Raw genomic sequence first — 24,718 nt, 5'->3', positions numbered from 1 at the left:
GATTGATCAGTGCTACGCCCGCGCAGCCTTCCACGCCTTGCCCGCGAACGTGACGATCACTACCAGTACAGCACCGGCAATGATGCCTGCAACGGCGTCGATCAGCGTTGGAATGATCACTGACAATCCACCCACCGCACCCGCGGCGCTTGCCGTCACGCCTTCCACCCAGTGGTGGGCGAATGGCAGGCCGTGGACCAGGATCCCGCCGCCGACCATGAACATGGCCGCCGTGCCGAGGATCGACAGCAGTTTCATCAACACCGGTGCCAGCCACAGCAGGCCAGCGCCGAGTTTCTGTGCGAACGAACTGGCGCTCTTCTTCAGATACAGACCCAGGTCATCCAGCTTCACGATGCCGGCCACCAGACCGTAGACGCCGACGGTGATCAGCACCGCCACGATAACCAGCACGCCGACCTGATCCATGAACGGCCGCGCCGCCACCACACCCAGTGCCAGCACGATGATTTCCGCCGAAAGGATGAAGTCAGTACGAATCGCGCCTTTGATCCGCTCTTTCTCGAACGCCACCATGTCCACCGACGCATCGGTCGTGGCCTGTTTGCGCTGTTCGTGTTCGTCGGCGCCCTCCTTGTGCAGCCATTTGTGCGCGATTTTCTCAAAGCCTTCGAAGCACAGAAACGCACCGCCGATCATCAACAGCGGCAGGATCGCCCAAGGGGCGAAGGCGCTGATCAGTAGCGCAGCAGGCACCAGAATCGCCTTGTTGAGCAATGAACCCTTGGCAACCGCCCAGACCACCGGCAATTCGCGGTCGGCCGACACGCCAGTCACCTGTTGCGCATTGAGCGCCAGATCATCACCCAGCACACCTGCGGTTTTTTTGGTAGCCAGCGCCACGTCATCCAGCAGGGTGGCAATATCGTCAAGCAGGGTAAGCAAGCTTCCAGCAGCCAAAATCAAAGTCCTTGAGCAAATAGAAAAACAAAACGGCGCGTATTGAATCACAGGCTACAGTCAGTCACATCACTCTGACTCGCAGCGTGCGGGAACGTTTGGTCGCGTGCCCTCAAGTCTGGTGCCTTACAGCAATTATTTCCAATACCCCGCCATGTCCCGACTGTTCTGATTGCCGTTCTTGACAGGGAGCGATCATGAACAGCATTTTCTGGCCCAAACGACAACAACACATCATCCGGGCCGTTCGGCTCGAGAAGCCTGAAAACTTTTCCCCCACGCTGACCAGCGCATTGAGCCAACTGGTGCGGCAGGCCAACCTGATTCGCGAACTGGAGCGCGCAGGCGAGAAGGATTCGATGCTGGTGCAGACTATTCTGGTGACGATTGCCAACCATCTGGCGACGGCGTCAGGGCAACTGGCAGACGAAGCGTCCCGTGAAGCGATGGGCCTGATCGCCGAGGGCTTGATGGGCTCGGTCTGGATAAAGGACACCGGAGCCCAACTGGCAGGGCTCGATGAGCAGGAACTGGTGAGCTACGTCGGCCCTTTGTCGACCTGGTTGGGAAAATCCCGGGAGACCGGTTTTTCGGCGTTCTTCGGTACGCCAAACCTGAGGCTTCAGGCGGTCTCGAACATCGTCGATCATTACCTCGACAGCAGCGTCGCAAGGCTTTCCCGGCAGCTCGGCGCCGAGCTCCAACAGCTACCTGCCTGCTCGTACAAAATCATCGATCTGATTGCCATCGGCGGCGAGGCCGACACGTTCCCCAAACATTTCGCCTATTTCATGCCCGAAGATCAGGGCATCAAATACTCGCCCGTCAAACGAACCGTTGTCTTCGCCAACACCTACCTGAGTCTCTACCAGCAGATTTCGCTGGAGCAAAAAGTCATCTTTGGCTGGACCGATGATGACCTCCCTGCAGCTCAGGACATCGAGCGCTACATGATGAGCTGGTTCCGGGGCCACGATCTGGGGCATTCCATCGTCTTGCCCTCCACCGATTACCGTCGCCTGAGTCGTCATGATCGCTGGGGCTCGATGGTCGCTCAGGAGGCAGTGGCTGACGTGTTCGGTTTCCTGCTCGCCCTCACGCCCGATGTCGCCGACTGTCTTGAACTGGAATCTGACAGAATGGTGCGGTTCTATGTTCTGGAGCTGTTCCGCTACCTGCGGCGCGGCCCGGAACAGTTTCCAGATGCAGGCGCCGCGTACGCGCAGCTGAAAATGCTTGAAGACGCAGGCGTGCTGTCGGTGATTGCGCCAGGCAGGATCCACATTGATTGCGCAGCCTTTCCGGCCGCCATGATGCGCATCGCCAAAACGTTGCTTGATGCGGTCATGTCCGACAATCTGGAAACCTTCGAGCGTTTCCTGCGAACCTATGGTGTGCATCACGCCAGAAACACAGATGTGTTGTTCGGACTGTCGCTGAGCGAAACATCCCTTTTTTATGAACAGTCCCTGCTGGAGAGCAAGTAAGTGGAGTTTTACAACGGTTTTTTACTGAGTCTGTCGCTGTGCCTGGAGATCGGCCTGGCCAACATGGCCATGATCACCCTGTCGATGCAGCGCGGCTTCAGACAAGGTGTGTGGCTCGGTTTCGGGACCTGCATCGGCGACATGGTCTATGCGATTCTTGCCTTGGCAGGCATGGCGGTGTTGCTGCAGTACGAGGCAGTGCGCTGGGCACTGTGGCTGGGCGGTTCGGCGGTACTGGCCTACCTGTGCTTCAAGATGGTCGCCAGCGCCATACGGGTGAAGGCCGGCGTCAGTGGTTCGCAAACGCAGTGGGGTCGCACCAACTTCGCGCTGTTCTCCAAGGGAATCGTGCTGGCCATGTCGTCACCCAGCGCAATCCTGTGGTTCGCCGCAGTCGGTGGCGCGATCATCGCCAAACAGGGCGTCGACATGAACAGTTCGATCCTCTTCCTCTCGGGCTTTTTCAGCGCCGGGGTCTTCTGGACGCTGGTGCTGTGCGGCCTGGCCTACCACGGCGGGCAACTGCTGGGCGAGAAGATGCTGAGATGGACCTACATCGCATCGGCGCTGATCTTCGCCTATTTCACGTTATACGTTGTGGTTTCCGGCTACATGGAGTTTGTCAGCCCGCAGCCCGTCTTTGAGCATTGAGGCGTAGCGCATCGGTGAAATGCCCATCACCTTGCGAAACGAATTGCACATGTGGCCCTGGTCGTAGAAGTACAACTCGGTTGCGACCCGGGCCGCTGCATCGCCCCGACGCAGCCGTTTGCGCACTTCGATCAGTCTGAGCTGTTTCAGGAACTGCATCGGCGCCAGGGACCTGGTCATCTTGAAGCTGCGCACCAGGTGGAACTTCGAGATGCCCGCCATGGCACTGATGTCCTGCAGATCAATGTCTTCGTACAGGTTGTCCTGCATGTATTCCACGACCCTGGCGGCCATATCGGGCTCCACGATCACCGGGGCCTCGCCGCGAAACCTGGAAAGCTCGGCCAGCAATTCGTAGGGCGCTTCTTCGCGCCGCGAAGGATCATTGGCTGCGTGCAGCGTGACAATGGCCTTGAACAGGGCATCGTCCTTCAGCGCGCCTTCATCGAACAGTGGCCCCTGCACCTCGCCGAACACCGACGCGACGTGTCCCGCGTCGAGATGGACGCTGATGAAGCGTGCGCCTGTCGAGTCGAACAGGGAAGACTGGACCGTCATGGGGTTGTAGAGCGTGACCTGCCCCGGCTGCACGTCCTGTGATCGACCGTCATACCAGATCCGTTCGCTGCCCGAGAGGTTGGCGCTGATCACATATTCTTCATGGGTGTGGCGAGGAAACTCGGCGTCGTGGGCCGACACCAGCGAGCATTCTGCAAAGGGTTGTTTCGATAAGGCTTCGATGATCGGCGTCATGTTTTCATTCCTTGAACGGCACGCGATGTCCAGTCCCTGCGCAAGTGGGCGAGATTATCAGCGCCCCCCTGAACAGGCAATGCGTGCCATGCCCGGGCCTCAGAGTGGAATGTGGGTCGTCGACAATACCTGACGCAATCCCATGAACGAACGGATCTGCCGCACGCCCGGCAAATACAGCAACTGCTCGGCATGCAGGCGGTTGAAGCTCTGGCTGTCCCTGGTGCGCAGCAGCATGAAGTAGTCGAACTCGCCGGTGACGACGTGAAATTCCATGCACCCGGACACCTTCTGCGCCGCCGCTTCGAACTGCGCAAACGAGTCCGGCGTCGAGCGATCCAGCACCACGCCGATCAGCACCACCATCCCTGCATCCAGCACCTCACCGTTCAGCAGCGCCACCACACCTTTGATAACACCACTTTCCTTGAGCCGCTCCACGCGCCGCAGACAAGCCGGCGGGCTGAGCCTGACCTTTTCCGCCAGCGCCACGTTGGAGATGGAGGCATCGACCTGCAGGGTCTTGAGAATGGTGCGGTCAATCCGGTCCAGCGGCGGCGTCTTCTCTGGCGTGAGCGTTTTGCCGGTTTCATTTATTGCTTTCATGTGTCTTTCCACGAAATAAATAAAAGTTTTGCTAGGCCGACACTAACGCTAATTCGGTGATTGAACAATTCTTTGCAACCACGATTATCCAGCTATTTCCTATGATAGGACCTGTTTCAGGCACAGCGTTTACCCCTCATGCCTGGCCTCACCTCTCAACGGAGACTCGATATGAACCTGAGCAAGTTCAAGCGCTACCCTCTGACATTCGGCCCCTCGCCCATCACACCACTCAAACGCCTGAGCGAACACCTGGGTGGCAAGGTCGAGCTGTATGCCAAGCGAGAGGACTGCAACAGCGGGCTGGCGTTTGGCGGTAACAAGACGCGCAAGCTGGAATATCTGGTGCCTGAAGCCATCGAGGGCGGCTACGACACGCTGGTGTCGATTGGCGGCATCCAGTCCAACCAGACCCGTCAGGTCGCGGCCGTGGCAGCGCATCTGGGCATGAAGTGCGTACTGGTTCAGGAAAACTGGGTCAATTATTCCGATGCGCTGTACGACCGGGTCGGCAACATCGAGATGTCCCGCATCATGGGCGCCGATGTACGTCTGGATTCGGCAGGTTTCGACATCGGTATCCGCCCAAGCTGGGAAAAGGCCATGGCCGATGTGGTCGAGAGCGGCGGCAAGCCCTTCCCGATTCCGGCGGGCTGCTCGGAGCACCCATTCGGCGGCCTGGGGTTCGTACGCTTTGCCGATGAAGTGCGTCAGCAGGAAGAAGAACTGGGCTTCAAGTTCGACTACATCGTGGTCTGCTCGGTGACTGGCAGCACCCACGCGGGCATGCTGGTGGGCTTTGCCGCCGACGGACGCTCGCAGCGGGTCATCGGTATCGACGCCTCGGCCAAGCCGGACAAGACCCGTGAACAGGTGCTGCGCATCGCCCAGAACACCGCGAAACTGGTCGAGCTGGGCCGTGAGATCACTGCCGACGACGTCGTGCTCGACACCCGGTACGCTTACCCCGAATACGGCCTGCCCAACGACGGCACGCTCGAAGCCATCCGCCTGTGCGCGCGCCTTGAAGGCGTGCTGACCGACCCGGTCTATGAAGGCAAATCCATGCACGGCATGATCGACATGGTCCGCAATGGCGAATTCCCCGAAGGCTCGAAGGTCCTTTACGCCCACTTGGGCGGCGTCCCGGCGCTGAACGCCTACAGCTTTCTGTTCAAGGATGGTTGAAGACCGCCTGCGAGCGTTTGTGACGCTATCGAAAGCCCGCGAATATCGCGGGTTTTTCATTCGATACACTCATATGGAAGTGTCCAGGGCTGAATACACCTGTTCTTTGCTTACAGTAACTATCAGTTCCGACCCGATCCGCAACATCGACCGCTAAAATTCAACTAACCAGTGAACGCTCGGCGCACTTGTACGCTCTAACCGCGCAAGCTCAGCCTATTTACCAGAGCGTCAAGGTCGATGGATAACCTCAACTCACCCCAGTCAAACAACGCTGAAGCACTGTGCTTTCCCGAAAAGGGCGCAGAGATCGGTGCGCTTCTGCAAACGGCGGTGATGAATCAGTCGCCTCTGGGGCATCCCTCGCAATGGTCCGACTGCCTCAAGAATCTGATCGCCACCGCCCTGCCGGTGCACGCACAGATCGTGGTGTTCTGGGGGCCGCAGTTCATCGCGCTGTACAACGACGCGTATGCGCCAAGCATTGGCGATAAACACCCCGGCGCGCTGGGCCGTCCTGCCATCGAGAACTGGGGCGAGCTCTGGGATGACCTTGAACCGCTGCTGCAGGGTGTTCGTGACACGGGAAAAACATTCTCGGCCAAGGACCGTCCGTTCTATATAAAGCGCTTCGGTGCCGGAGAAACCGTTTACTTCAATGTGTCCTACTCTGCGGTTCGCGAGGCTGACGGTTCGATTGGTGGCGTGCTGTGCATCGTTACGGAAACCACCGAGCGCGTGCAATTCGAACGGCGTCAGGCGTTCCTGATCGAGCTGGGCCGAACATTGCCCTCCACCTCCGATCCCTGCGCCATCGAGCGCCATGTGCTGAACCGCCTCAGGGGTGAACTGGCGGTTCAGCACATCGCACTTATCGGGATTGACGACGACGGCTCTCACCTGAAGACACTGCCGGCGGACCCGAATGATTCATCGTCCGAGATCCGGCACCTGCCCGAATGGACGGACAGCATGTCAGCGGACCTGCGCGCCGACCGCGCCGTGCTGCATGAAATCGCAGCCAGCCCGATCATTCCTGCCAATACGAGGATGGCGCGCTACACCGTCAGCGAACCGCCTTGCACGATCTACGTGCCAGTGGTGCTGCACGGAAAACTCGGGGCGGTGCTGACCATCCAGCCGTCGATCACGAGTACCTTCGGCGATCACGAACGGGATCTTGCCCAGGAAGCCGCGAAGCAAGCCTGGCTGTGGATCAATCAGGCGCGCGCCGAACGCACACTGCGTGACCTGAACGAAAGCCTGGAACAGCGCGTCGTGACCATGCTCGCCCAGCGCGAGAAAGCCCTCGCCCAATTGCATGAGTCTCGCAAGATGGAGATGGTCGGTCAGCTCAGTGGCGGGGTTGCGCACGACTTCAACAATTTGCTGACACCGATCATGGCGTCGCTGGAACTGGTTCGCCGCCGGGTGGAAGACCCACGCTCCACGAAGCTGCTCGACAGCGCCATGCTGGCGGCCGACCGCGCCCGCACGCTGGTCGGCAGGCTGCTGACGTTTGCGCGGCGCCAGACGCTCGTGCCGGAGGCGATCAGGCTTGAATGCCTGGTCGCAGAACTGAAAGACCTGATCGAGCGCTCGCTGGGGCCGATGATCGTCGTCGAAGTCAATATTCCCGATAGTCTGCCGGCAGTGTTTGTGGACCCGCACCAATTGGAACTGGCGATCCTCAACCTGACGGTCAACGCGCGTGACGCACTGGAAGAAGGTGGCCGGGTGAAGATCAGCGCGCGGGCCGATTCGCTGAAAACCAGGACCGGCAATCATGTGCGGCTGACTGTCAGCGACAACGGCTGCGGCATGAGCGAAGACACCCTCAAGCATTGCGTGGAGCCTTTCTATTCCACCAAGGGCGTGGGCAAAGGCACCGGGTTGGGCCTGTCGATGGTCCAGGGGCTGGCATTGCAATCGGGCGGCGAGTTCGACATTCGCTCCAAACCCGGTCAGGGCACCGAAGTGACGCTCTGGCTCCCAGTGGCCAGCAGTCCGGTCATGCAGGCAGAATCCAGGGCGCTGGAGGCTCCGCTGCTCAAGGGTTCCGTCCATGTGCTGCTGGTCGATGACGAAGACCTGGTCAGGGACAGCACCGCGCACCTTTTGCAGGATCTGGGTTATCAGGTTACCGAAGCACCCTCCGCCGCAGTGGCGCTGGACCTGTTTGACGCAGGCCTGAGGCCCGATGTGCTGGTCACCGATTACGTCATGGCCGACATCACCGGCGTTCAACTGGCGCGGCAGATACGCCAGCGCATCAATGACCTGCCGATTCTCATCATCACCGGCTACACCAACGCCAAACCTGTGCCGACGGATGATTTCGAGATTCTGGCCAAGCCCTTCCGCCGTCAGGACATTGCTTCGCGTCTGGCGAATCTTGTCCAGGGCAGTGCTTGAGAGCATGCCTCGCTAAAGCCGGAAAGACTGACGCATGGCATTGCCCAGGAGGTCCACAGCTTCATCCATCCGCGAGCCCGGCGACCTCAGAAACACCACGTCATGCTCGGCGATCTCGGGCAGCCCTTCCAGTATCTGCATGCCCTCCGTGACCCGGGAACGGTCGATCAGACTGATTCCCAGCCCTGCTTCCACGCAGGCCTTGACGGCCTGATTGGAAGGACTTTCCAGCACGATACGCACCTTGCGACCACATTGACCGAGTGACTCGAGCATCGCTTGCCGATACGGACATTGCGCCGCATGCACGGCCAGCGGAAGCACGTCTGACGTGTGCAGGGACTGACCTTGCGGCCCAACCCACACCGGGCGAGTCGATACCAGCATCTGCGCATCGTCGCTCGCCTCGCCCTTGGGCAACGCCAACACAGCCGCCTGAAGCTTGCCGCGCTGTACCTGCTCGCGCAGGGCGTAGCTGGGTGCGGTTTTCAGTTCCAGCACCACATTGGGCCAGGCTGCGATGAACGTCGGCAGGATGTCGCGGATGACATGAGTGGCGTATTCATCCGGTACGCCCAAGGTGATGCGTCCGGCCAGACGGGTGCCGTGAAGGTCGGCGAGCACCCGGTCGTGAGTCGCCAGAAGCTCGGTCGTGGACAACAACAGCCGTTTGCCCAGCGCAGTGAGAGAAACCGACTGGTTGTCGCGATTGAGCAAGCGACCGCCTGCGACGGCCTCAAGACGCTGGACATGCACGCTCACAGCAGCTGGGCTTTTATGCAGTTGATCAGCTGCAGCCGAGAATTTGCCGATCCGGGCAACGGCATGAAAGGTTCTGATCAGTTCGATATCGAGCGTCGGCGTCATGATTCAATCTTCGTGAACAAATGATGTAGTTTATTTTGATTTATTAGATTACGCCTGTTTCGTAGTCTGTGGGCATGAACCAGCACCTATCGATAAAACACAGTGAAACCCTGCGACCTGATGGTCGGCGATCCATTCCGTTGCCGCTGCTCGAAGCGGGACTGATCCTGACGTGGAGTTCCGGATTCATTGGTGCCCGCTTCTCGATCGATTACGCCCCGCCGTTGTTGGTGGTGTTCTGGCGCTGCGTGCTGGTCTGCCTGATTCTTCTGCCCTTCGTATTCCGGCAGTTGCAGAAGACCTCGCCTGCCGTGTTGCTGAAAAACGCAGGCATCGGCCTACTGGCCATGACGGGCTATCTGGCGGGCATCACACAGGGCATTGCGCTGGGCGTTCCGGCCGGGCTCGCGGCGCTGTTTGCAGATCTGCTGCCCATCGGAATGGCGCTGCTGGCAGCGCTGTTTCTGGGCCAGCGACTGGCCTGGGGAGTCTGGGTCGGACTGGCCATCGGTCTGCTGGGCGTAGTGATTGCAACACAAGGCGCATTGGCCTGGGGTAAAGCGCCGTTATGGGCTTATGGCCTGCCATTGCTGGGCATGCTGTCACTGGCGGTGGCGACGCTCTGGCGCAAACGGTTGACCGCTTCGCAGACCATGGAGCTACTGCCGAATCTGTGGCTGCAATGTTGCGTGTCCGGCATCGTCTTCGCCGTTATCGAAGGCGTACAAGGCGGACTGGCGCCGATACCCAGCACAGGGTTTGCACTGAGCGTGGCGTGGACTGCAGGTTTGTCCACTTTGGGTGGCTACGGGCTTTACTGGGTCTGCCTGCGCCGGGCTTCCGAAACCCGGGTCGCGAGCGTCCTGTACCTCAGCCCGCCAGTGACCATGCTGCTGGCCTGGATGATGTTCGACGAACCACTGTCCTGGCAGATGGCGTCAGGCATGCTGGTGTCGGGGCTGGGTATATGGGTAGTGGTCAGGGCTGAGAGGCGCAAGGCTGAAGCGGCCGGGTAGATGTCCCGCCCTTTATCCTTGGCACAGTGCTGTATCAAAGCGAACACAGGACTGTGGGAGGCGCCACCACTTCTTCGACGTAGCGCTGTCGCGCAGCAAACACCGGGCGTCGTGGGAGATTCTATGGTTTTGGGAAACCCCTCAAGCCGCCTTTGATTGATATTCGCTCTGGGTTTTTAACAGGGCGAATACGACTCGAGCCATCTTCCTTGCCAGCATGACCAAGGCTTGAGTGGTGCTGAAGCCACGCTTTCTCTGCTCTTCATAAAACGGCTTCCACGCGGCTGTACGGCTGCCAGACATGGCCGCGTTATGAAGCAGCCGACGGGCTTCCGGATCGCCACGCTTGGTCAGGCGGCGCGGCCCGTCACTTTGTCCGGATTTGGACACCCTGAGGTCCAGGCCTAAAAAGGCGATGAAGGCGTTGGCGTTGCTGAATTCGCCTCGCTGAAAAGTAGTGACCAGCCGGGCCGCCGTCAGAAAGCCGATACCTTCTACTTTCATGCAACGACTGACCTGTCCCATCAACTCGGCTCGCTGCAGGACATCCTTGATCTTCTTCTCGACCAGCGCTTCAAGGCGCTTCATCGAATTGATCTGCGCCGCGAACGCTGTTTTCAACAGGGGCTCATTGGACCAGCTCTGAACCAGTCCGGTACGCGCCTGGACCAACGCCGCACGACGACGAAACAGGCTCAGCAACTGACGATAAAGCGGGCACGGCGGTACCCAAGGGTGCAGCTCGTCAGCCTCTTTCTTCAAATATCGGGCAAGCAAACGAGCGTCCAGCGCATCCGTCTTGGCGCGTACATTGACGCCTTTTCGGTAATGGCTCAGTTGGTAACCATCGATCATATAGATGGTGCAGCCGGCCTCATAAGCCATGTCGGCGAACAGTACGTGGTAGGTATTGGTGGCTTCGACAGCGATTGACACCGTTCCAGCCAAGGTACGCAACCACTTGCTGATAGACGCCTTGGTGTTGGGAATCGCTTCAAGTCGGTCGGACTGGTCCTGATAGATCACCAGCTCATTTTTGGCGACGTCTACTCCGACGACAGGTTTAGTCTGGGCAACCAGCATTGCCATGGCGCAATCTCCGGGATAAGGTTTGAGAACTTGAAGGGACCACCCAGAGGCGCAGGCTTGTTTCTATCGTAGGTCGCGAGCCATAAGCATTCTTTATCGGCGCTTGGGTGAAAGGAGGAGGGGTGAAATCTCCCACAGGTCTGTACTGCGCAAACAGTCAGAAGCGAACTGAGTCCCTCCTCCTCCCTTCAAGTCCTACCATACAAGCGGACTTGTCCGCGAATGCTGCATTTCAGTCGCTGAACCTTCATCGGCCGCACCGCACCTTCGCGGACAAACGGAACGCCGCCCGGTCCGCTCCCACAAAATCCAGTTCCTTCAGTGGCTTACAGGTTGTTTGATAAGAGGGGGCTTGCGATCTCGCCGCAAGCCCGCTCTTCAGACCTCAGATACGAAACCGCGCAACCATGTTCTGCAGGTCACTGCCCAGACGGGCCAGTTCCACAGTCGAGGCTGCACTTTGCTCTGTGGCCGCTGCCGACTGATCGGCGATGTCGCGGACACTGAGCACGCTGCGGTTGATCTCTTCGGTCACAGCGCTCTGCTGTTCGGCAGATGCCGAAATCTGCTGGCTCATCTGCTCGATGGTGCTGATCGACTGGTTGATTTCCACCAGTGCCTGCTCGGCCTGACGCGCCAGCACCACGGTGCCTTCGGTGCGTTGCAGGCTGGCGTCCATCAGACCTGCGGCTGCGCCGGTGCCCTGCTGCAGCGCCTGAATCAGCGCTTCGATTTCGGTGGTGGAGTTCTGGGTGCGCTGCGCCAGCGAACGTACTTCATCGGCCACGACGGCAAAGCCGCGACCCTGTTCGCCTGCACGTGCCGCTTCGATGGCGGCGTTGAGCGCGAGCAGGTTGGTCTGTTCGGCGACCGCCTTGATCACGTCGATCACGCTGCCGATCTTGCCGCTGTCTTCGGTCAGGCGCTGCATGGCCTGGCCCAGTTCCTTGACCTCTCCCGCCAGTTGACCGATTTCCCGTGTGGCGTGCTGCACCACGCTGCTGCCATGAGCCGCACGTTCGCTCGCCTGTTTCGCAGCCTTCGAGGCGTCTTCGGTGTTGCGAGCGACTTCCTGAACAGTCGACGCCATCTCGTTCATCGCCGTGGCGACCTGATCGACTTCGTTCTTCTGCTGGGCCACGCCAGCGCTGGTCTGTTCGCTGCCCGCCGAAAGCTCTTCGGCAGCGGTCGCGATCTGAGTGATGCCGTTGCCGATTCCTCCGATCAGCCCACGCAGCGAGACGGTCATGTGCTGCATGGCGTTCTGCAGCAGACCCAGCTCGTCCTGACGCGTGGTGGCTATGTCTTGGGTCAGGTCGCCTTCAGCGATGCGTCGAGCGGCAATCACGGTGTCGTTCAACGGCACCGTGATCTGACGGGTGATGATAAAGGCCGCAAGGACGCCGATCAGCAACACCACCAGCGCTACGCTCAAGAGCTGCACCACCGCCGTATTCTGCTCACGCTTGGCACTGACCACCTGCGTGGCCGCCAGCTCATCGGCACTGGCCGCTGTAGCGATGGACTGTTGTTGCAGGGTGCTGCGGATCTGATCGGTCTGCTGCAGCATCTCGGAAATGGACGCCATCAGCACTTTGTATTGCTTCAGGGCGTTCAATGCGGTGTCTACTGCGCCATTGGCTTCCACCGGCAGCTGGCTGCGTGCAGCGGCCACTTGAGCGATCAATGCATCGGCGGCGTTGTAGGTTGCCTGACGGTTGTCGGCAGTTGGAATGCTCAGGTAACGGCGAAAGATCAGACGGAAATTGGTCATGCCGTTGCGCAGGTCACCGGCGATCTTGACCTGTTGGATACCGGTCTCGCTCGGCGCACGCAAAGTGTCGTCGATGGTTTTCTGCAACAGGTTTTCGAAAGTCGCACTGACCTCGTCCGACACCTTGATCAGCGGTTTGAGCGCGTCATCGACTTTCTGGTTGATGCTGACCAGTTGATCGAAAGTCTGCTTCAAACCGCCGACCTGCTCCTTGATGCTTTTCAGCTTCTGCAGGTTGCTCGACACGACGAAAACATTCAGCCCCTGTTCGACGCTGCGACTCAGGGTGTCCAGCGCAGTGCCATAGACCTGCACACCGGCAGCGGTGGGCCCGGTTGCATAGGCTTGCGCGGCAATACGTGCATTCAGGACGTCGTCCTTGATTTCGGCGATCTTGCTGCTCTTGCCCAGGCGCTCGATCAACAGATTGGTGCTTGAGTAACCAATGGCCGTAACGGTCAGCACCCCCAGCAGAATCGCCGCAAAGCCCAGAGCGAGCTTTTTACTGACGTTAAGATTGTCCAACCATTTAGCGCTCATAGCCTGTGTGCCTCGATTTTTCGTAATGCACAGGAATCGGCGCGCAACTCGCTAACTTGATGGCCAACTTGATCGATATAACTGATCAATTGATAGGTATGACGTGCAGCCCTTTGTTTACAGGCCCCGAGCTAATATTAAGTTTTATTTAACTTATCAGGACGAACCTTTTTCAGATGACCGGTAGCCCTGCAAATCTCTCCCACACGATTATATGATTAATGACATAAAGTACGGATAATGCCGACGCCCTTTCAAAGCGCCAGTTTTTGAGCAAAGGCCGTTATTACGAAACGAGAGTGTAAAGCTTGAAAGATCTGACTCATGAAGAGCTGGAGACTGAAGTCGCGCGCTTGCGCAGGGTCATTGAGGACGCAGGTCTTGAGTCGACGCCCGACGGCAGGCTCAGGAACTTTGCGGGCAAGACTGCCGAACATACTCAGGAACGTTATCGACTGGCCGCCAAAGCGACCAGCGATGCCATCTGGGACTGGGATCTGCAAGCCAATCAGGTGCTATGGAATGACGCGCTTGAAGACGCGTACGGGCACCCGCTCGCCTCGGTGGACGTGACGGGAGAATGGTGGCTTTCCCAGATCCATCCGGATGAACGTGCACACGTCTACGCGTCGATTCATCAGGTCATCGACGGCACCGATACCGCGTGGTCGCACGAGTACCGCTTCCGCCGCAACGACGGTACTTACGCCGATGTCCTTGATCGGGGCCATGTCCTGCGCAATACCGAAGGCCAGGCGGTTCGCATGATCGGCGCGATGCTGGATATGTCGGGAATGCGCAAGGCCGAGACCGCACTGCGTCAGAGCGAACAACGCTTCAGAACCATTCTTGAGACCATCGAATCCGCGTTCGCCATTGTGGAAGTGAAGTTCGATGACGATGACCGACCGATCGATTACCGTTTCGTGGAAGCCAACCCGGCATTCGAACGCCAGGCAGGCGTCAACCTGCGCGGAAAATGGGTCACCGAGTTTGCGCCGGACCTGGAGCGCTTCTGGTTCGAGACGTATGGACACGTTGCCAAGACCGGAGAACCTGCAACCTTCGAGAACTACGCCGAAGCGTTCAAGCGCTGGTTCGATGTCCGCGCGGTCAGCGTCGGAGACCCCGTCGACAGGCAAATCGCGATCATCTTCAGCGATGTGACCGAACGGCGAAATGCTCAGGACCGGCTGCGCATCAGCGAAGCCGTCGCGCGGCAGAACGTCGAGCGTGTGCAGCTTGCCCTGGCGGCAGGCGCGATCATAGGCACCTGGCACTGGGACGTGCCGGGAGACAGTTTCACCATCGATGAAGCCTTCTCGCGTGCGTTCGGCCTTGACCCCGCGCTTGGGTATGAAGGTCTAACAATGGAGCAGGTGATCGGCTCGGTGCACCCCGAAGACCGAGCCGGGCTGAAGGCCGCCATCGACGAAGCCATCGAGACAGGCGGCGCCTACGCTCACCAGTACCGTGTACGCCGCGCCGACGGAAAGTATTACTGGATCGAAGCGAACGGACGCGTGGATCTCGCCGAAGACGGCACTGCGCTAAGCCTGCCCGGGGTCGTCATTGACGTCGAGGGACGACGCTCCGTGGAAGCCGAACGCGATCGCGCGACCGCCGCCTTGCGCGCACTCAATGAAACCCTGGAGCAGCGTGTAGCAGAACGAACGGTCGAGCTGATGCAGGCCGAAGAGAAACTGCGCCAGTCACAGAAAATGGAAGCCGTCGGGCAATTGACCGGCGGCCTGGCCCACGACTTCAACAATTTGCTGGCGGGTATTTCGGGCGCTCTGGAACTGATCGCGCTGAGAACATCGCAGGGCCGATGGCAGGAAACCGAAAAGTACATCCTGACGGCGCAAGGCGCCGCCCGGCGAGCCGCCTCGCTGACTCACCGCCTGCTCGCATTTTCCCGCAGGCAGACCCTGGACCCGCGCCCCACCGATGTGAATATGCTGATGGAAGGCATGGGCGAGCTGATCCAGCGTACGGTGGGGCCCAGCATTACCGTCGAGACAGTGGGTGCAGTCGATGTCTGGCCGACGCTGGTCGATGCCAGCCAGCTTGAAAACGCTCTCTTGAACCTCTGTATCAATGCCCGCGATGCCATGCCAAACGGCGGACGCATCACCATCGAGACCGCCAATGTGTGGATGGATCCTGACACGGCCCGGGCTCATGAGATGTCGGAAGGTGACTACCTGTCGCTGACCGTGACAGACACCGGCACCGGCATGCCGCCGGACATCATCGCCAAGGCATTCGACCCCTTCTTCACCACCAAACCCATCGGTCAAGGCACCGGCCTGGGCCTGTCCATGATTTACGGGTTCGCCAGACAGTCCGGTGGTCAGGCGCGCATATGCTCGGCCGTCGGGCTGGGCACGTCGATATGCATCTACCTGCCCCGCTACCACGGTAGCGCGGACAAGCAGGCAGATGAGATCGACAACACGTCCGCAGCGCCGACACAGTCCGGCGAAACCATTCTGATCGTGGACGATGAACCGAGCGTGCGTATGTTGCTGATGGATGTGCTGGGCGGTCTGGACTACAGCCTGATCGAAGCAGGAGACAGTATCGCTGGCTTGAAAGTACTGCGGTCCGATGTGCACATCGACCTGCTCATTACCGATGTCGGTCTGCCCGGCGGCATGAACGGGCGGCAGATGGCCGACGCGGGACGTGAAGTAAGGCCGGACCTGAAAACCCTGTTCATCACGGGCTATGCCGAAAACGCAGTCATTGGCGGAGGCCGTCTGGGGCCAGGAATGGAAGTGCTCACCAAGCCTTTTTCCATCGATACACTGGCAGCCAGAGTGCGCGAACTGATCGACACGTAAAACGCTTTCAGGATGTTCGGCATCGTGGACTGGCTCGTTCCGCCCTGTGCCGGACGCCTGGGAGACCGTGTCGCCGAGCAAGCATCATTTCAGGGCACTCTGCGATAACCCAGCAGTCTGCTCCTTACACCCTATTGCACAGCGGAGCCCTCATGATCACTGTTCACCACCTCAACAACTCGCGCTCGCAACGCATTCTCTGGCTGCTGGAAGAGCTGGGCCTGCCCTACGAGATCAAGCGTTACGAGCGTGATGCCAAGACCAACCTGGCGCCACCTGAGCTCAAGGAGATTCATCCGCTGGGCAAGTCGCCGGTGATTCAGGACGGCCCTCATGTGGTGATCGAGTCCGCCGCCATCATCGACTACCTGATCCGTCGCCACGGCGAAGGCCGTCTGCAACCGGACCCTGCCGGTGCGACTTATGACGAGTACGTGCAATGGCTGCACTTCGCCGAAGGCTCGGCGATGCTGCCGCTCATGCTTGATCTGTATGTCGGACGCCTGGGCGATGCAGGCGCGCCGCTGCACCCGCGTATCGAATCGGAAGTCGCCAACTACCTCGGTTATCTGAACGACACGCTGGGCCTGACGCCTTATCTGGTGGGCGAAGAGCTGACCGGTGCCGACATTCAGATGAGCTTCATCGGCGAACTCGCCAAGGCCCGTGGCAAGCTGCAGCCTTACCCGAACCTTGCGGCCTGGGTCGAGAAATTCCAGGCCAGACCGGCCTATCGCGCGGCGCTGGAAAAAGGCGGCGAGTATTCGTTCGCAAAATAAGGGGGCGAGTCAGCCAGGCGTCCTGTGACGCCTGGTGACTGTTCAGCAGGTCTCAGCGATTGTTGCGCAGGATCGAGAAATTCAGCGCAGCCGCCACGCAGAGCCAGACCAGATAGGGAAACAGCATCAGTCCGGTGATCACATCCAGACTGAGCGCCATGACGACCATGGTTGCCACAACCAGCCACAGCAGCGTGATGATCACCATCCCGGCCAACAACTTGTGCGCACCGAAGAATACCGGCGTCCAGAGCGTGTTCAACGCAATCTGTGCAGCCCACAGCGCCAGCACTTCCTGACTTCCGGGCATCAGGCTCAGGCGATAACCGGCCCAGGCCAGCAGCAGGTAGATGGTTGTCCAGGCCACCGGGAACAGCCAGTTCGGCGGCGTGAAACTCGGCTTGGTCAGCGACTCGTACCATTGCCCAGGCTTGAAGATGATGCCGGTGCTCGCGGCGGCTGCGCAGGCGAGAAGAAAAATGAAGAAGGTCATCGTCGGTCCTTGAGAGGGATAAAGGTCTGGCGCTTACCCATCAATGACTCGCTTGCGGTGTCAGAAATTCAATATGTCGGTGAGGTTGTTTCACGCAGCAGAGATCTGACCGTGGGAGGCCCCACCACGTCTTCAACCTGGCGCTGTCGCACAGCAAACACGGAACTGTGGGAGACGGCTTGCCGGCGATGAACGATGACGCGGTTTTCCTGATACACCGCGTCGACTGCATCGCCGGCAAGCCGCCTCCCACGGCCCAGTGTTTGCTGCAAGACAGCGCTGTGTCAGAGACACAGGGGCATCTCCCACAATTGTTTTCCAATCAAAAATTCATGCACCAGGCGATAACCCGCAACTCGAAACCGGCACTCAATGACTGATCATCCACGGCCGCCCTGCTGGTTTGCCTTTCAGCGCATGCGGATTCGCCTTGGTCGGGACCGGTCGGGTCGTGGGGCCGCAGCAACTGCAACCGCTCGGGTGACCACGGCTTTCCTTGTATTGATCGAGCGTTTTCGGTTCATGGGCGCTGCGCTCGTTGCGGGCAATGGCGCTGCGGGTATTGCCTGCCATGGTGCTCAAGCCGGGGGCCGACAGGATCACGCGCATGCTGGAGGCGCCGCACGCCGGGCATTCACAGGGCAGCGCGCTTTCGGCCATGGGTCGCAGTGACGTGAAGTCGCCGCAGTGGGGGCAGTCGTATTCGTACATGGGCATGCTGCATTCCTCTGATTTGAGATCGACACAGTGCGGACGGGCACCGCTCGTCTTTCACGAGCGGTGCGCACCGTGGAACCTACTTGTCCTGAGCAATCGGCAAATCGACAGTGCCATCGATGAACTTCGTCGGGCCGTTGGCGTTTGGGTTGATGTCGAACTTGAAGATCTCGGTCGGCAGCCACAGCGTCGCGCAGGCGTTGGGCACGTCCACCACGCCACTGATATGGCCCTGAACCGGCGCCGAACCCAACAGTGAATAACCTTGCGCAGGTGAATAGCCGAACTTGGTCATGTAATTGATCGCGTTCAGGCACGCCTGCCGGTAGGCGACGTTCACGTCCAGGTAATGCTGCTGCCCCGCCTCGTCGACCGAGATACCTTCGAAGATCAGGTAATTGTTGTAATTGGGCACGATGGGGCTGGGCTTGAAGACCGGATTCTTGATCCCGTACTTGGCCATGCCGCCCTTGATCAGCTCGACCCGCATGTGCACCCAGCCGGCCATTTCGATGGCGCCGCAGAAGGTGATTTCGCCGTCGCCCTGGCTGAAGTGCAAGTCACCCACCGACAGACCCGCGCCGTCGACATAGACCGGGAAGAACACTTTCGAACCCCGGGACAGGTCCTTGATGTCGCAGTTGCCGCCATGCTCGCGAGGCGGCACGGTGCGTGCTCCGGTCGCGGCAGCCATGTCACGGGCCGGACCCTTGAGCTTGCCCAGATGGGCAGTCGCGGCAAACGGCGGGCAGGCCAGCACCGGAATGCGATCAGGGTCGGTGTCGATCAGTTCCTGCTCGCGGCGATTCCACTCGGCAAGCATTTTGTGATCAGGCAGACAGCCAATCAGACCGGGGTGGATCAACCCGGCAAACTCGACACCGGGGATGTGCCGCGAGCTGGTCATCATGCCCTTGAAATCCCAGATGGATTTCTGCGCCAACGGGAAGTGCTCGGTCAGAAAGCCGCCACCGTTCTGTTTGGAAAAGAAGCCGTTGAAGCCCCACTGCGAATCCGCGCGAGCCCCGATATCCAACAGGTCCACCACCAGCAGGTCGCCGGGTTCGGCGCCATGCACGCCTACCGGGCCGGACAGGTAGTGCACGGTGGTCAGGTCCACGTCGCGCACGTCGCTGGCATCGTCATCGTTCTTGATCGCACCAGCGGTCCAGTCGTAGGTTTCGAGAATGAAGTCGTCACCCGGCTTGACCCAGCAGGCCATCGGAATGTCCGGGTGCCAGCGGTTGTGAATCTGCTCGTTCTCGGTGACAGGCTGGTTCAGGTCGACTTTGATCAGGGTTTCGGTCATGGCGGTTCTCCTGCGGTCTCGGTTCAATTCGATCGTTAGGTAAAGTCACTGCAGTTAAAAAGAGGGAACACGGTTCAAGGGCTACACCGACAGGTAGCGACTGATCGTCGCTTCATCGACATTGGCGCGGGCTTCCTCGACCACGAAGCGGCCCTTCTCGATCACCAGGAATCGGTCGGCGATTTCCAGGGTGAACGACAGCACCTGCTCGGAGACCACGATGGTCAGGTTGCGCAGGCTGCGGATTTCCTTGAGGGTGCGGGCGATGTCCTTGATGATCGACGGCTGGATGCCTTCAGTCGGCTCGTCGAGCAACAGCACCTTGGGGTTGGTCGCCAGCGCACGGGCAATTGCCAGTTGCTGTTGCTGCCCGCCGGACAGGTTGCCGCCACGGCGGCCGCGCATGTCGAACAGCACCGGGAAGAGTGCGTAAAGGTCCTCCGGCACCTTGCCGTTGGCTGACGCGGGCAGTCCGGTCTGGATGTTTTCCAGCACGCTCATCGACGGAAAGATCATGCGACCCTGCGGCACATAGGCCATGCCGTGTCCGACCCGTGAATGGGTTTCCATCGCCGACACGTCCACGCCATCCACCTGCACCTGCCCGCCCCATTGCGGCAGGATGCCCATCAGGCTCTTGAACAGCGTGGTCTTGCCCATGCCGTTGCGGCCCATGACCGCGACGATTTCCTGTTTCTCGACGTTGAGGTTCAGGTCATGAAGAATCTGGCTCTGGCCATAGCCACAGCTCAGTTGTTGAATCGTGAACATGCGGTGCTCCTCAATGGCCCAGGTAGACTTCGATGACTTTCGGGTTCTTCTGCACCGACTCCATGCTGCCTTCGGCCAGCACCTTGCCCTGGTGCAGCACCGTGACCTTGTGGGCGATGCTCTTGACGAACTCCATGTCGTGCTCGATCACCAGCACCGAGCGGCCCTGGCTGATGCGATTCAACAGATCGGCGGTCTGCGCACGTTCACTGACGCTCATGCCGGCGACGGGCTCGTCGAGCATCAGCAGTTCCGGGTCCTGCATCAGCAACATGCCGATTTCCAGCCACTGCTTCTGCCCGTGGGACAGAAGCCCGGCCTGCTGTTCCAGCAGGTCGCCCAGAAAAATGTCGGCGGCCACCTGCCGGACCCGCTCCAGCACTTCGCTGGAGCGCCTGAAGAACAGCGCGCCGAACACACTGCGGCCAGCGGGAAAGGACATTTCCAGGTTCTCGAACACGCTGAGGTTGTCGTAGATCGACGGAGTCTGGAATTTGCGCCCCACGCCTGCACGGACGATGTCGTACTCGTTCATCCGGGTCAGTTCGCGGTCCTTGAACTGGATGCTGCCGCCCGTGGCGCGGGTCTTGCCGCAGATCAGGTCGAGGACGGTGGTCTTGCCTGCACCGTTGGGGCCGATCACCACGCGCACCTCGTTGCGGTCGATGTACAGGTTGAGATCATCGACCGCCTTGAAGCCGTCGAATGACACGGTCAGACCTTCGATGGCCAGCACCGGCTTGTTCATCTGGAAGCCTGTCGGGCTGCTCATGGCTGGGTCTCCAACGGGCGGGCGGGTTGTTTTTCAGTGGTCGAAGGTGTGGACGCCTTGCTGACTGGCGCAGGTCTGGACCCGAATCTGCCCAGCCATTTGCGACCGTGGCTTTCCCAAAGACCCGCCAGGCCATTGGGGAAGTACATGACCACCGCGATGAACAGGCCGCCCATGAGGTACAGCCACAGCTCAGGAAAGGATTCGGAGAAGTAGGTCTTGCCGTAATTCACCAGCAGCGAGCCGTACACCGCACCCAGCAGCGACATGCGCCCGCCGACGGCGGCAAAGATGACCATCTCGATGGACGGCACGATGCCGACGAACGAAGGCGACATGAAGCCCACCTGCAACGCGAACATCGCCCCGCCGATTGCGGAGAACCCGGCCGCCACGCAGTAGACGAATACCTTGAACGCCGCCACGTCATAGCCCGAGAAGCGCACCCGCTCTTCCTTGTCGCGCATGGCCATCAGCAGTCGGCCGAGCTTGGAATAAAGGATGAATTTGCCGATCAGAATGCAGCCGAGCAGCAGCGCGGCATTGATGAAGTACAGCGCCAGCTTCGCGCTGTCACCACGGATGTCCCAACCCAACAGCGTCTTGAGGTCGGTGATGCCGTTCACCCCGCCGGTCAGGCCCTGCTGACCGATGATCAGCACGGTCAGAATCAGCGCGATGGCCTGGGTCACGATGGAGAAGTACACATCGCCCACCCGCCGCCGAAACAACGCGGCACCGATGATCAGCGCGAGGATGACCGGCACCAGCACCACAGCGATTACCGTGAAGGTGAAGCTGTGAAACGGCACCCACAGCCACGGCAGTTCGGTGATCTGGTTCCAGTCCATGAAGTCCGGAATGCCGGGAGTGGATTGAATTTTGGTGCTCTCGGGGTCCGACGCTTCCAGCTTCAGAAACATGGCCATGCAGTAGCCACCCAGCCCGAAAAACACCCCCTGCCCCAGGCTGAGAATGCCGCCGTAGCCCCAACACAGGACCAGGCCGACCGCGACGAAGGCGTAGGTCAGGTACTTGCCGACCATGTTCAGGCGAAAGGCATCCAGGGTCAGCGGAAACACCACCAGAATCAGGGCAGCGAGGATCAGCAAACCGATCACACCCTGACGGCCACCGAGCATTTTGTTGAGCGCGTTCATCGTTCGGCCTCTATTTGCGGACTTTGCTGGAAAACAAGCCTTGCGGGCGCATCAGCAGGATCAGGATCACGGCCGACAAGGTCAGCACCTTGGCCATCGAGCCACTCATGAAGAACTCGGAAATCGACTGCGCCTGGGCAATCGCGAACGCCGAAGCGATGGTGCCGAACAGGCTCTGCGCGCCGCCGAACACCACCACCAGAAAGGTGTCGACGATGTACAGCGAACCGGCCGTGGGCCCTGTGGAACCGATGGTGGTGAACGCCGCACCCGCAACACCGGCCACCCCACAGCCCAGCGCGAAGGTCATGCGATCGACCTGACGGGTATTGATACCAACGGCGCGGCTCATGATGCGGTTCTGCACCGTGGCGCGAACGTGCAGGCCCCAGCGGGTGCGGTAGAGCATCAGGAAAATGCCACCGGTCATCAGGATACTGAGACCCATAACGAACAGGCCGTTGCGCGGAATCTCGATGGCATCGGTCAGGTTCACGGCGCCCATCAGCCATTCCGGCGGCGTGGCGCTGACTTCACGCGCGCCGAAGATCGAGCGAAACGCCTGTTGCATGACCAGCGACAGACCCCAGGTCGCCAGCAGGGTGTCGAGTGGCCGATGGTAGAGACGGCTGATCATCACCCGCTCCACCACCCAGCCAATCGATCCGGCCACCACGAACGACAGCGCGATGGCGAAAAAAAAGTAGTACGGCTGCATCCACGGCAGATAGGTCTGCACCAGCGTCGACAGCACGTACGTGGTGTAGGCGCCGATGGTGAGAAACTCACCGTGGGCCATGTTGATCACGCCCATCTGGCCAAAAATGATCGCCAGCCCCAAGGCCATCAACAGCAGTACGCAAAACACGGACAGACCGTTGAACCCCTGCATGGCCGCGATGGCACCAAATTCCGATAGCCATTCCATGATGATGGTCTCCAAGGGTGAATGACGGGGGTCACGAGGCTGTCGGCTTGACACTGCAGACAGCCCCGCTCCGGTAAGCAGCGCTCAGGCAGCCGCTGTTACTGGTAACCCTTGGGGAAAGGATTGGGCTCGATCAGGTCCGACTCGTAGATCACCTTGAACTGGCCGTCAGCCTGGACTTCGCCGATGCGGGTCTTGCTCCACAGGTGATGGTTCTCGTGAACCTTGACGTAACCTTCCGGTGCGGTTTTCAGCTCGATGCCTGGCGAAGCTGCAACCACCTTGTCGACGTCGAAACTGCCGGCTTTCTCGACGGCGGCCTTCCACAACCAGGGACCGAGATAGGCGGCCTGGGTCACATCACCCATCACCGAGTCCTTGCCGTACTTGGCCTTGAAGGCTTCCACGAAGGCTTTGTTGTTCGGGTTGTCGAGGCTCTGGAAGTACTTCATCGAGGCATAGAAGCCCTGCATGTTTTCACCGCCGATGCCCAGCAGTTCATCCTCGGTCACCGACAGGGTCAGCAGGTTCTGTTTGGCCGAGGTAACGCCTGCGGCCTTGAGCTGTTTGTAGAACGCCACGTTGGAACCACCCACGACAGCGGCGAACACCACGTCGGGCTTCTTCAACTTGACCTTGTTGATCAGCGAACCGAACTGGGTGTTGCCCAGCGGGTAATAGTCTTCGCCGACCACCGTGCCGTGCAGGACATTCTCGATGTGCTTGCGGGCGATCTTCATGGAGGTGCGCGGCCAGATGTAATCCGAGCCGATCAGATAGAAGGTCTTGGCGCCCTTCTCCTTGGCGATCCAGTCGAGACTGGCGAGAATCTGCTGGGTGGCTTCCTGGCCGGTGTAAATCACGTTTTTCGACTGTTCCAGCCCTTCGTAGAAGGTCGGGTAGTACAGCAGGCCGTTTTCCTTCTCGAACACCGGCAACACGGCCTTGCGTGAGGCCGAGGTCCAGCAGCCGAACACGGCCGCCACCTTGTCGCCGACCAGAAGCTTCTTGGCTTTTTCGGCGAAGGTCGGCCAGTCCGACGCACCGTCTTCCTGAACGATCTTTATCTGCCGCCCGAGGATGCCGCCCGACGCGTTGATCTGGTCGATGGCCAGCCGCTCGGCCTGGATCGAGCCGGTCTCGGAGATCGCCATGGTGCCGGTCGCCGAGTGCAACTGGCCGACGGTCACTTCGGTGGCCGTCACGGCAAGTCCGGTGGTATTGGCTTCATCGGCCAGGGTCGCCTGGCTGAACACACTGGCGGCAATCAGCGAGAGCGCTGCCGCACCCAACGCCAGGCGTCGGGGAAAAAAGCGTATGGGGCCTGTCTGTCGTGAATCCATGTTCCCGCTCCTGTGCTGGTGAGTCGCGGCGAGACCGGTCAGAGCCGTCGCGAGTAGGAGCAAGAATGAGCGTGACGCCGAAAACGGGGTATACGCAGCATGACGTATCGGCATACGTCATTTGACGTAGGGCGTGGCGGCAGGATCAAGGGCATGATTGCGCCTGTGCGGAGCGTCATCTGCTTCTGCCCGAAGGGCGTGGGGCCCCACCATGTCTTAGACGTAGCGCTGTTGCGCAGCAAACTCGGTGGAACGCCGCCCGGTCCGCTCCCACGAATTTTGCTGCCATA

The 24,718-nt window shown here is 59.9% G+C and carries 21 protein-coding genes and 1 pseudogene; 7 read left to right on the top strand and 15 right to left on the bottom strand.

What is annotated here, in order from left to right; all coding sequences use genetic code 11:
* Positions 1-12 precede the first annotated feature (12 nt).
* On the bottom strand, positions 13-921 hold the full coding sequence (locus AC0IXS_RS23955; protein WP_004886651.1) for a DUF808 domain-containing protein: 909 nt from the start codon (positions 919-921) through the stop codon (positions 13-15).
* A gap of 197 nt (positions 922-1,118) precedes the next feature.
* On the opposite strand from AC0IXS_RS23955, the gene AC0IXS_RS23950 reads away from it, so the two are divergent.
* The gene (locus AC0IXS_RS23950) at positions 1,119-2,408 is read left to right on the top strand and encodes a hypothetical protein (RefSeq protein WP_057410209.1); all 1,290 of its coding nucleotides are present in this window, start codon (positions 1,119-1,121) and stop codon (positions 2,406-2,408) included.
* Positions 2,409-3,059: a LysE family translocator gene (locus AC0IXS_RS23945; RefSeq protein WP_025994294.1), complete on the top strand. Its 651-nt coding sequence runs from the start codon at positions 2,409-2,411 to the stop codon at positions 3,057-3,059.
* Here AC0IXS_RS23945 and AC0IXS_RS23940 read toward each other — a convergent pair.
* Together AC0IXS_RS23940 and AC0IXS_RS23935 are read right to left on the bottom strand one after the other, a co-directional pair.
* Positions 2,997-3,812, bottom strand: a complete 816-nt coding sequence (locus tag AC0IXS_RS23940) for an AraC family transcriptional regulator (protein ID WP_043304790.1) — start codon at positions 3,810-3,812, stop codon at positions 2,997-2,999. The two genes, AC0IXS_RS23945 and AC0IXS_RS23940, sit on opposite strands and share 63 nt — an antisense overlap.
* Positions 3,813-3,911: 99 nt before the next feature.
* Complete coding sequence (locus AC0IXS_RS23935; protein ID WP_025994293.1) at positions 3,912-4,418, bottom strand: Lrp/AsnC family transcriptional regulator; 507 nt, start codon at positions 4,416-4,418, stop codon at positions 3,912-3,914.
* Positions 4,419-4,589: 171 nt separating this feature from the next.
* Between AC0IXS_RS23935 and AC0IXS_RS23930 the strand changes: the two genes are divergently transcribed.
* Positions 4,590-5,606 carry a 1-aminocyclopropane-1-carboxylate deaminase gene (locus AC0IXS_RS23930; protein ID WP_004886659.1) on the top strand — a complete coding sequence of 339 codons (1,017 nt, stop codon included), beginning with the start codon at positions 4,590-4,592 and terminating at the stop codon, positions 5,604-5,606.
* 240 nt (positions 5,607-5,846) lie between these two features.
* Entirely contained in the window at positions 5,847-8,021 is a 2,175-nt protein-coding gene (locus AC0IXS_RS23925) for an ATP-binding protein (protein ID WP_191955023.1), read from the top strand.
* A gap of 12 nt (positions 8,022-8,033) precedes the next feature.
* Here the strand turns inward: AC0IXS_RS23925 and AC0IXS_RS23920 are convergent, their stop codons facing one another.
* The gene (locus tag AC0IXS_RS23920) at positions 8,034-8,888 is read right to left on the bottom strand and encodes a LysR family transcriptional regulator (RefSeq protein WP_057410207.1); all 855 of its coding nucleotides are present in this window, start codon (positions 8,886-8,888) and stop codon (positions 8,034-8,036) included.
* A gap of 74 nt (positions 8,889-8,962) precedes the next feature.
* Here AC0IXS_RS23920 and AC0IXS_RS23915 point away from each other — a divergent pair, with 74 nt between their 5' ends.
* A complete protein-coding gene (locus tag AC0IXS_RS23915) occupies positions 8,963-9,904 on the top strand; it encodes a DMT family transporter (RefSeq protein ID WP_191955022.1) in 942 nt (313 codons plus the stop codon).
* Between the two features lie 141 nt (positions 9,905-10,045).
* Here the strand turns inward: AC0IXS_RS23915 and AC0IXS_RS23910 are convergent, their stop codons facing one another.
* The 3 genes and pseudogenes from AC0IXS_RS23910 to AC0IXS_RS23900 all read right to left on the bottom strand — a co-directional run.
* Positions 10,046-10,993, bottom strand: a complete 948-nt coding sequence (locus AC0IXS_RS23910) for an IS110 family transposase (protein ID WP_057409210.1) — start codon at positions 10,991-10,993, stop codon at positions 10,046-10,048.
* Between the two features lie 385 nt (positions 10,994-11,378).
* The gene (locus AC0IXS_RS23905; protein WP_407072012.1) at positions 11,379-12,083 is read right to left on the bottom strand and encodes a methyl-accepting chemotaxis protein; all 705 of its coding nucleotides are present in this window, start codon (positions 12,081-12,083) and stop codon (positions 11,379-11,381) included.
* Between the two features lie 42 nt (positions 12,084-12,125).
* Positions 12,126-13,307 (bottom strand): annotated as a pseudogene (locus tag AC0IXS_RS23900) (methyl-accepting chemotaxis protein); the annotation flags it as partial.
* A 308-nt stretch (positions 13,308-13,615) separates the two neighbouring features.
* Here AC0IXS_RS23900 and AC0IXS_RS23895 point away from each other — a divergent pair.
* Together AC0IXS_RS23895 and AC0IXS_RS23890 are read left to right on the top strand one after the other, a co-directional pair.
* On the top strand, positions 13,616-16,156 hold the full coding sequence (locus tag AC0IXS_RS23895) for a PAS domain-containing protein (protein ID WP_471825864.1): 2,541 nt from the start codon (positions 13,616-13,618) through the stop codon (positions 16,154-16,156).
* Positions 16,157-16,308: 152 nt separating this feature from the next.
* A complete protein-coding gene (locus AC0IXS_RS23890) occupies positions 16,309-16,935 on the top strand; it encodes a glutathione S-transferase family protein (protein ID WP_025994286.1) in 627 nt (208 codons plus the stop codon).
* A 52-nt stretch (positions 16,936-16,987) separates the two neighbouring features.
* Here AC0IXS_RS23890 and tspO read toward each other — a convergent pair whose 3' ends face one another.
* The 8 genes from tspO to urtA all read right to left on the bottom strand — a co-directional run bounded on the left by tspO (position 16,988) and on the right by urtA (position 24,428).
* Entirely contained in the window at positions 16,988-17,428 is a 441-nt protein-coding gene (gene tspO / locus AC0IXS_RS23885) for a tryptophan-rich sensory protein TspO (RefSeq protein WP_057410202.1), read from the bottom strand.
* Between the two features lie 369 nt (positions 17,429-17,797).
* A complete protein-coding gene (locus AC0IXS_RS23880; RefSeq protein ID WP_025993168.1) occupies positions 17,798-18,145 on the bottom strand; it encodes an FmdB family zinc ribbon protein in 348 nt (115 codons plus the stop codon).
* A 79-nt stretch (positions 18,146-18,224) separates the two neighbouring features.
* On the bottom strand, positions 18,225-19,454 hold the full coding sequence (gene fmdA / locus AC0IXS_RS23875; protein ID WP_029244027.1) for a formamidase: 1,230 nt from the start codon (positions 19,452-19,454) through the stop codon (positions 18,225-18,227).
* Between the two features lie 81 nt (positions 19,455-19,535).
* Positions 19,536-20,225: an urea ABC transporter ATP-binding subunit UrtE gene (urtE, locus tag AC0IXS_RS23870; protein ID WP_043304776.1), complete on the bottom strand. Its 690-nt coding sequence runs from the start codon at positions 20,223-20,225 to the stop codon at positions 19,536-19,538.
* A gap of 10 nt (positions 20,226-20,235) precedes the next feature.
* Positions 20,236-20,997 (bottom strand): urea ABC transporter ATP-binding protein UrtD, encoded by a 762-nt coding sequence (urtD, locus tag AC0IXS_RS23865; RefSeq protein WP_043304774.1) that lies wholly within the window; start codon positions 20,995-20,997, stop codon positions 20,236-20,238.
* A complete protein-coding gene (gene urtC / locus AC0IXS_RS23860) occupies positions 20,994-22,157 on the bottom strand; it encodes an urea ABC transporter permease subunit UrtC (protein ID WP_025993172.1) in 1,164 nt (387 codons plus the stop codon). The genes urtD and urtC overlap by 4 nt, the downstream gene beginning before the upstream one ends.
* A 10-nt stretch (positions 22,158-22,167) precedes the next feature.
* Positions 22,168-23,085, bottom strand: coding sequence for an urea ABC transporter permease subunit UrtB (gene urtB / locus AC0IXS_RS23855; RefSeq protein WP_004886699.1), 918 nt, complete (start codon positions 23,083-23,085; stop codon positions 22,168-22,170).
* 98 nt (positions 23,086-23,183) lie between these two features.
* Positions 23,184-24,428 carry an urea ABC transporter substrate-binding protein gene (gene urtA, locus AC0IXS_RS23850; RefSeq protein ID WP_029244024.1) on the bottom strand — a complete coding sequence of 415 codons (1,245 nt, stop codon included), beginning with the start codon at positions 24,426-24,428 and terminating at the stop codon, positions 23,184-23,186.
* Positions 24,429-24,718 lie beyond the last annotated feature (290 nt).

Source organism: Pseudomonas sp. AC016, assembly GCF_979253365.1.
This window is presented reverse-complemented; position numbering and strand designations above follow the sequence as displayed.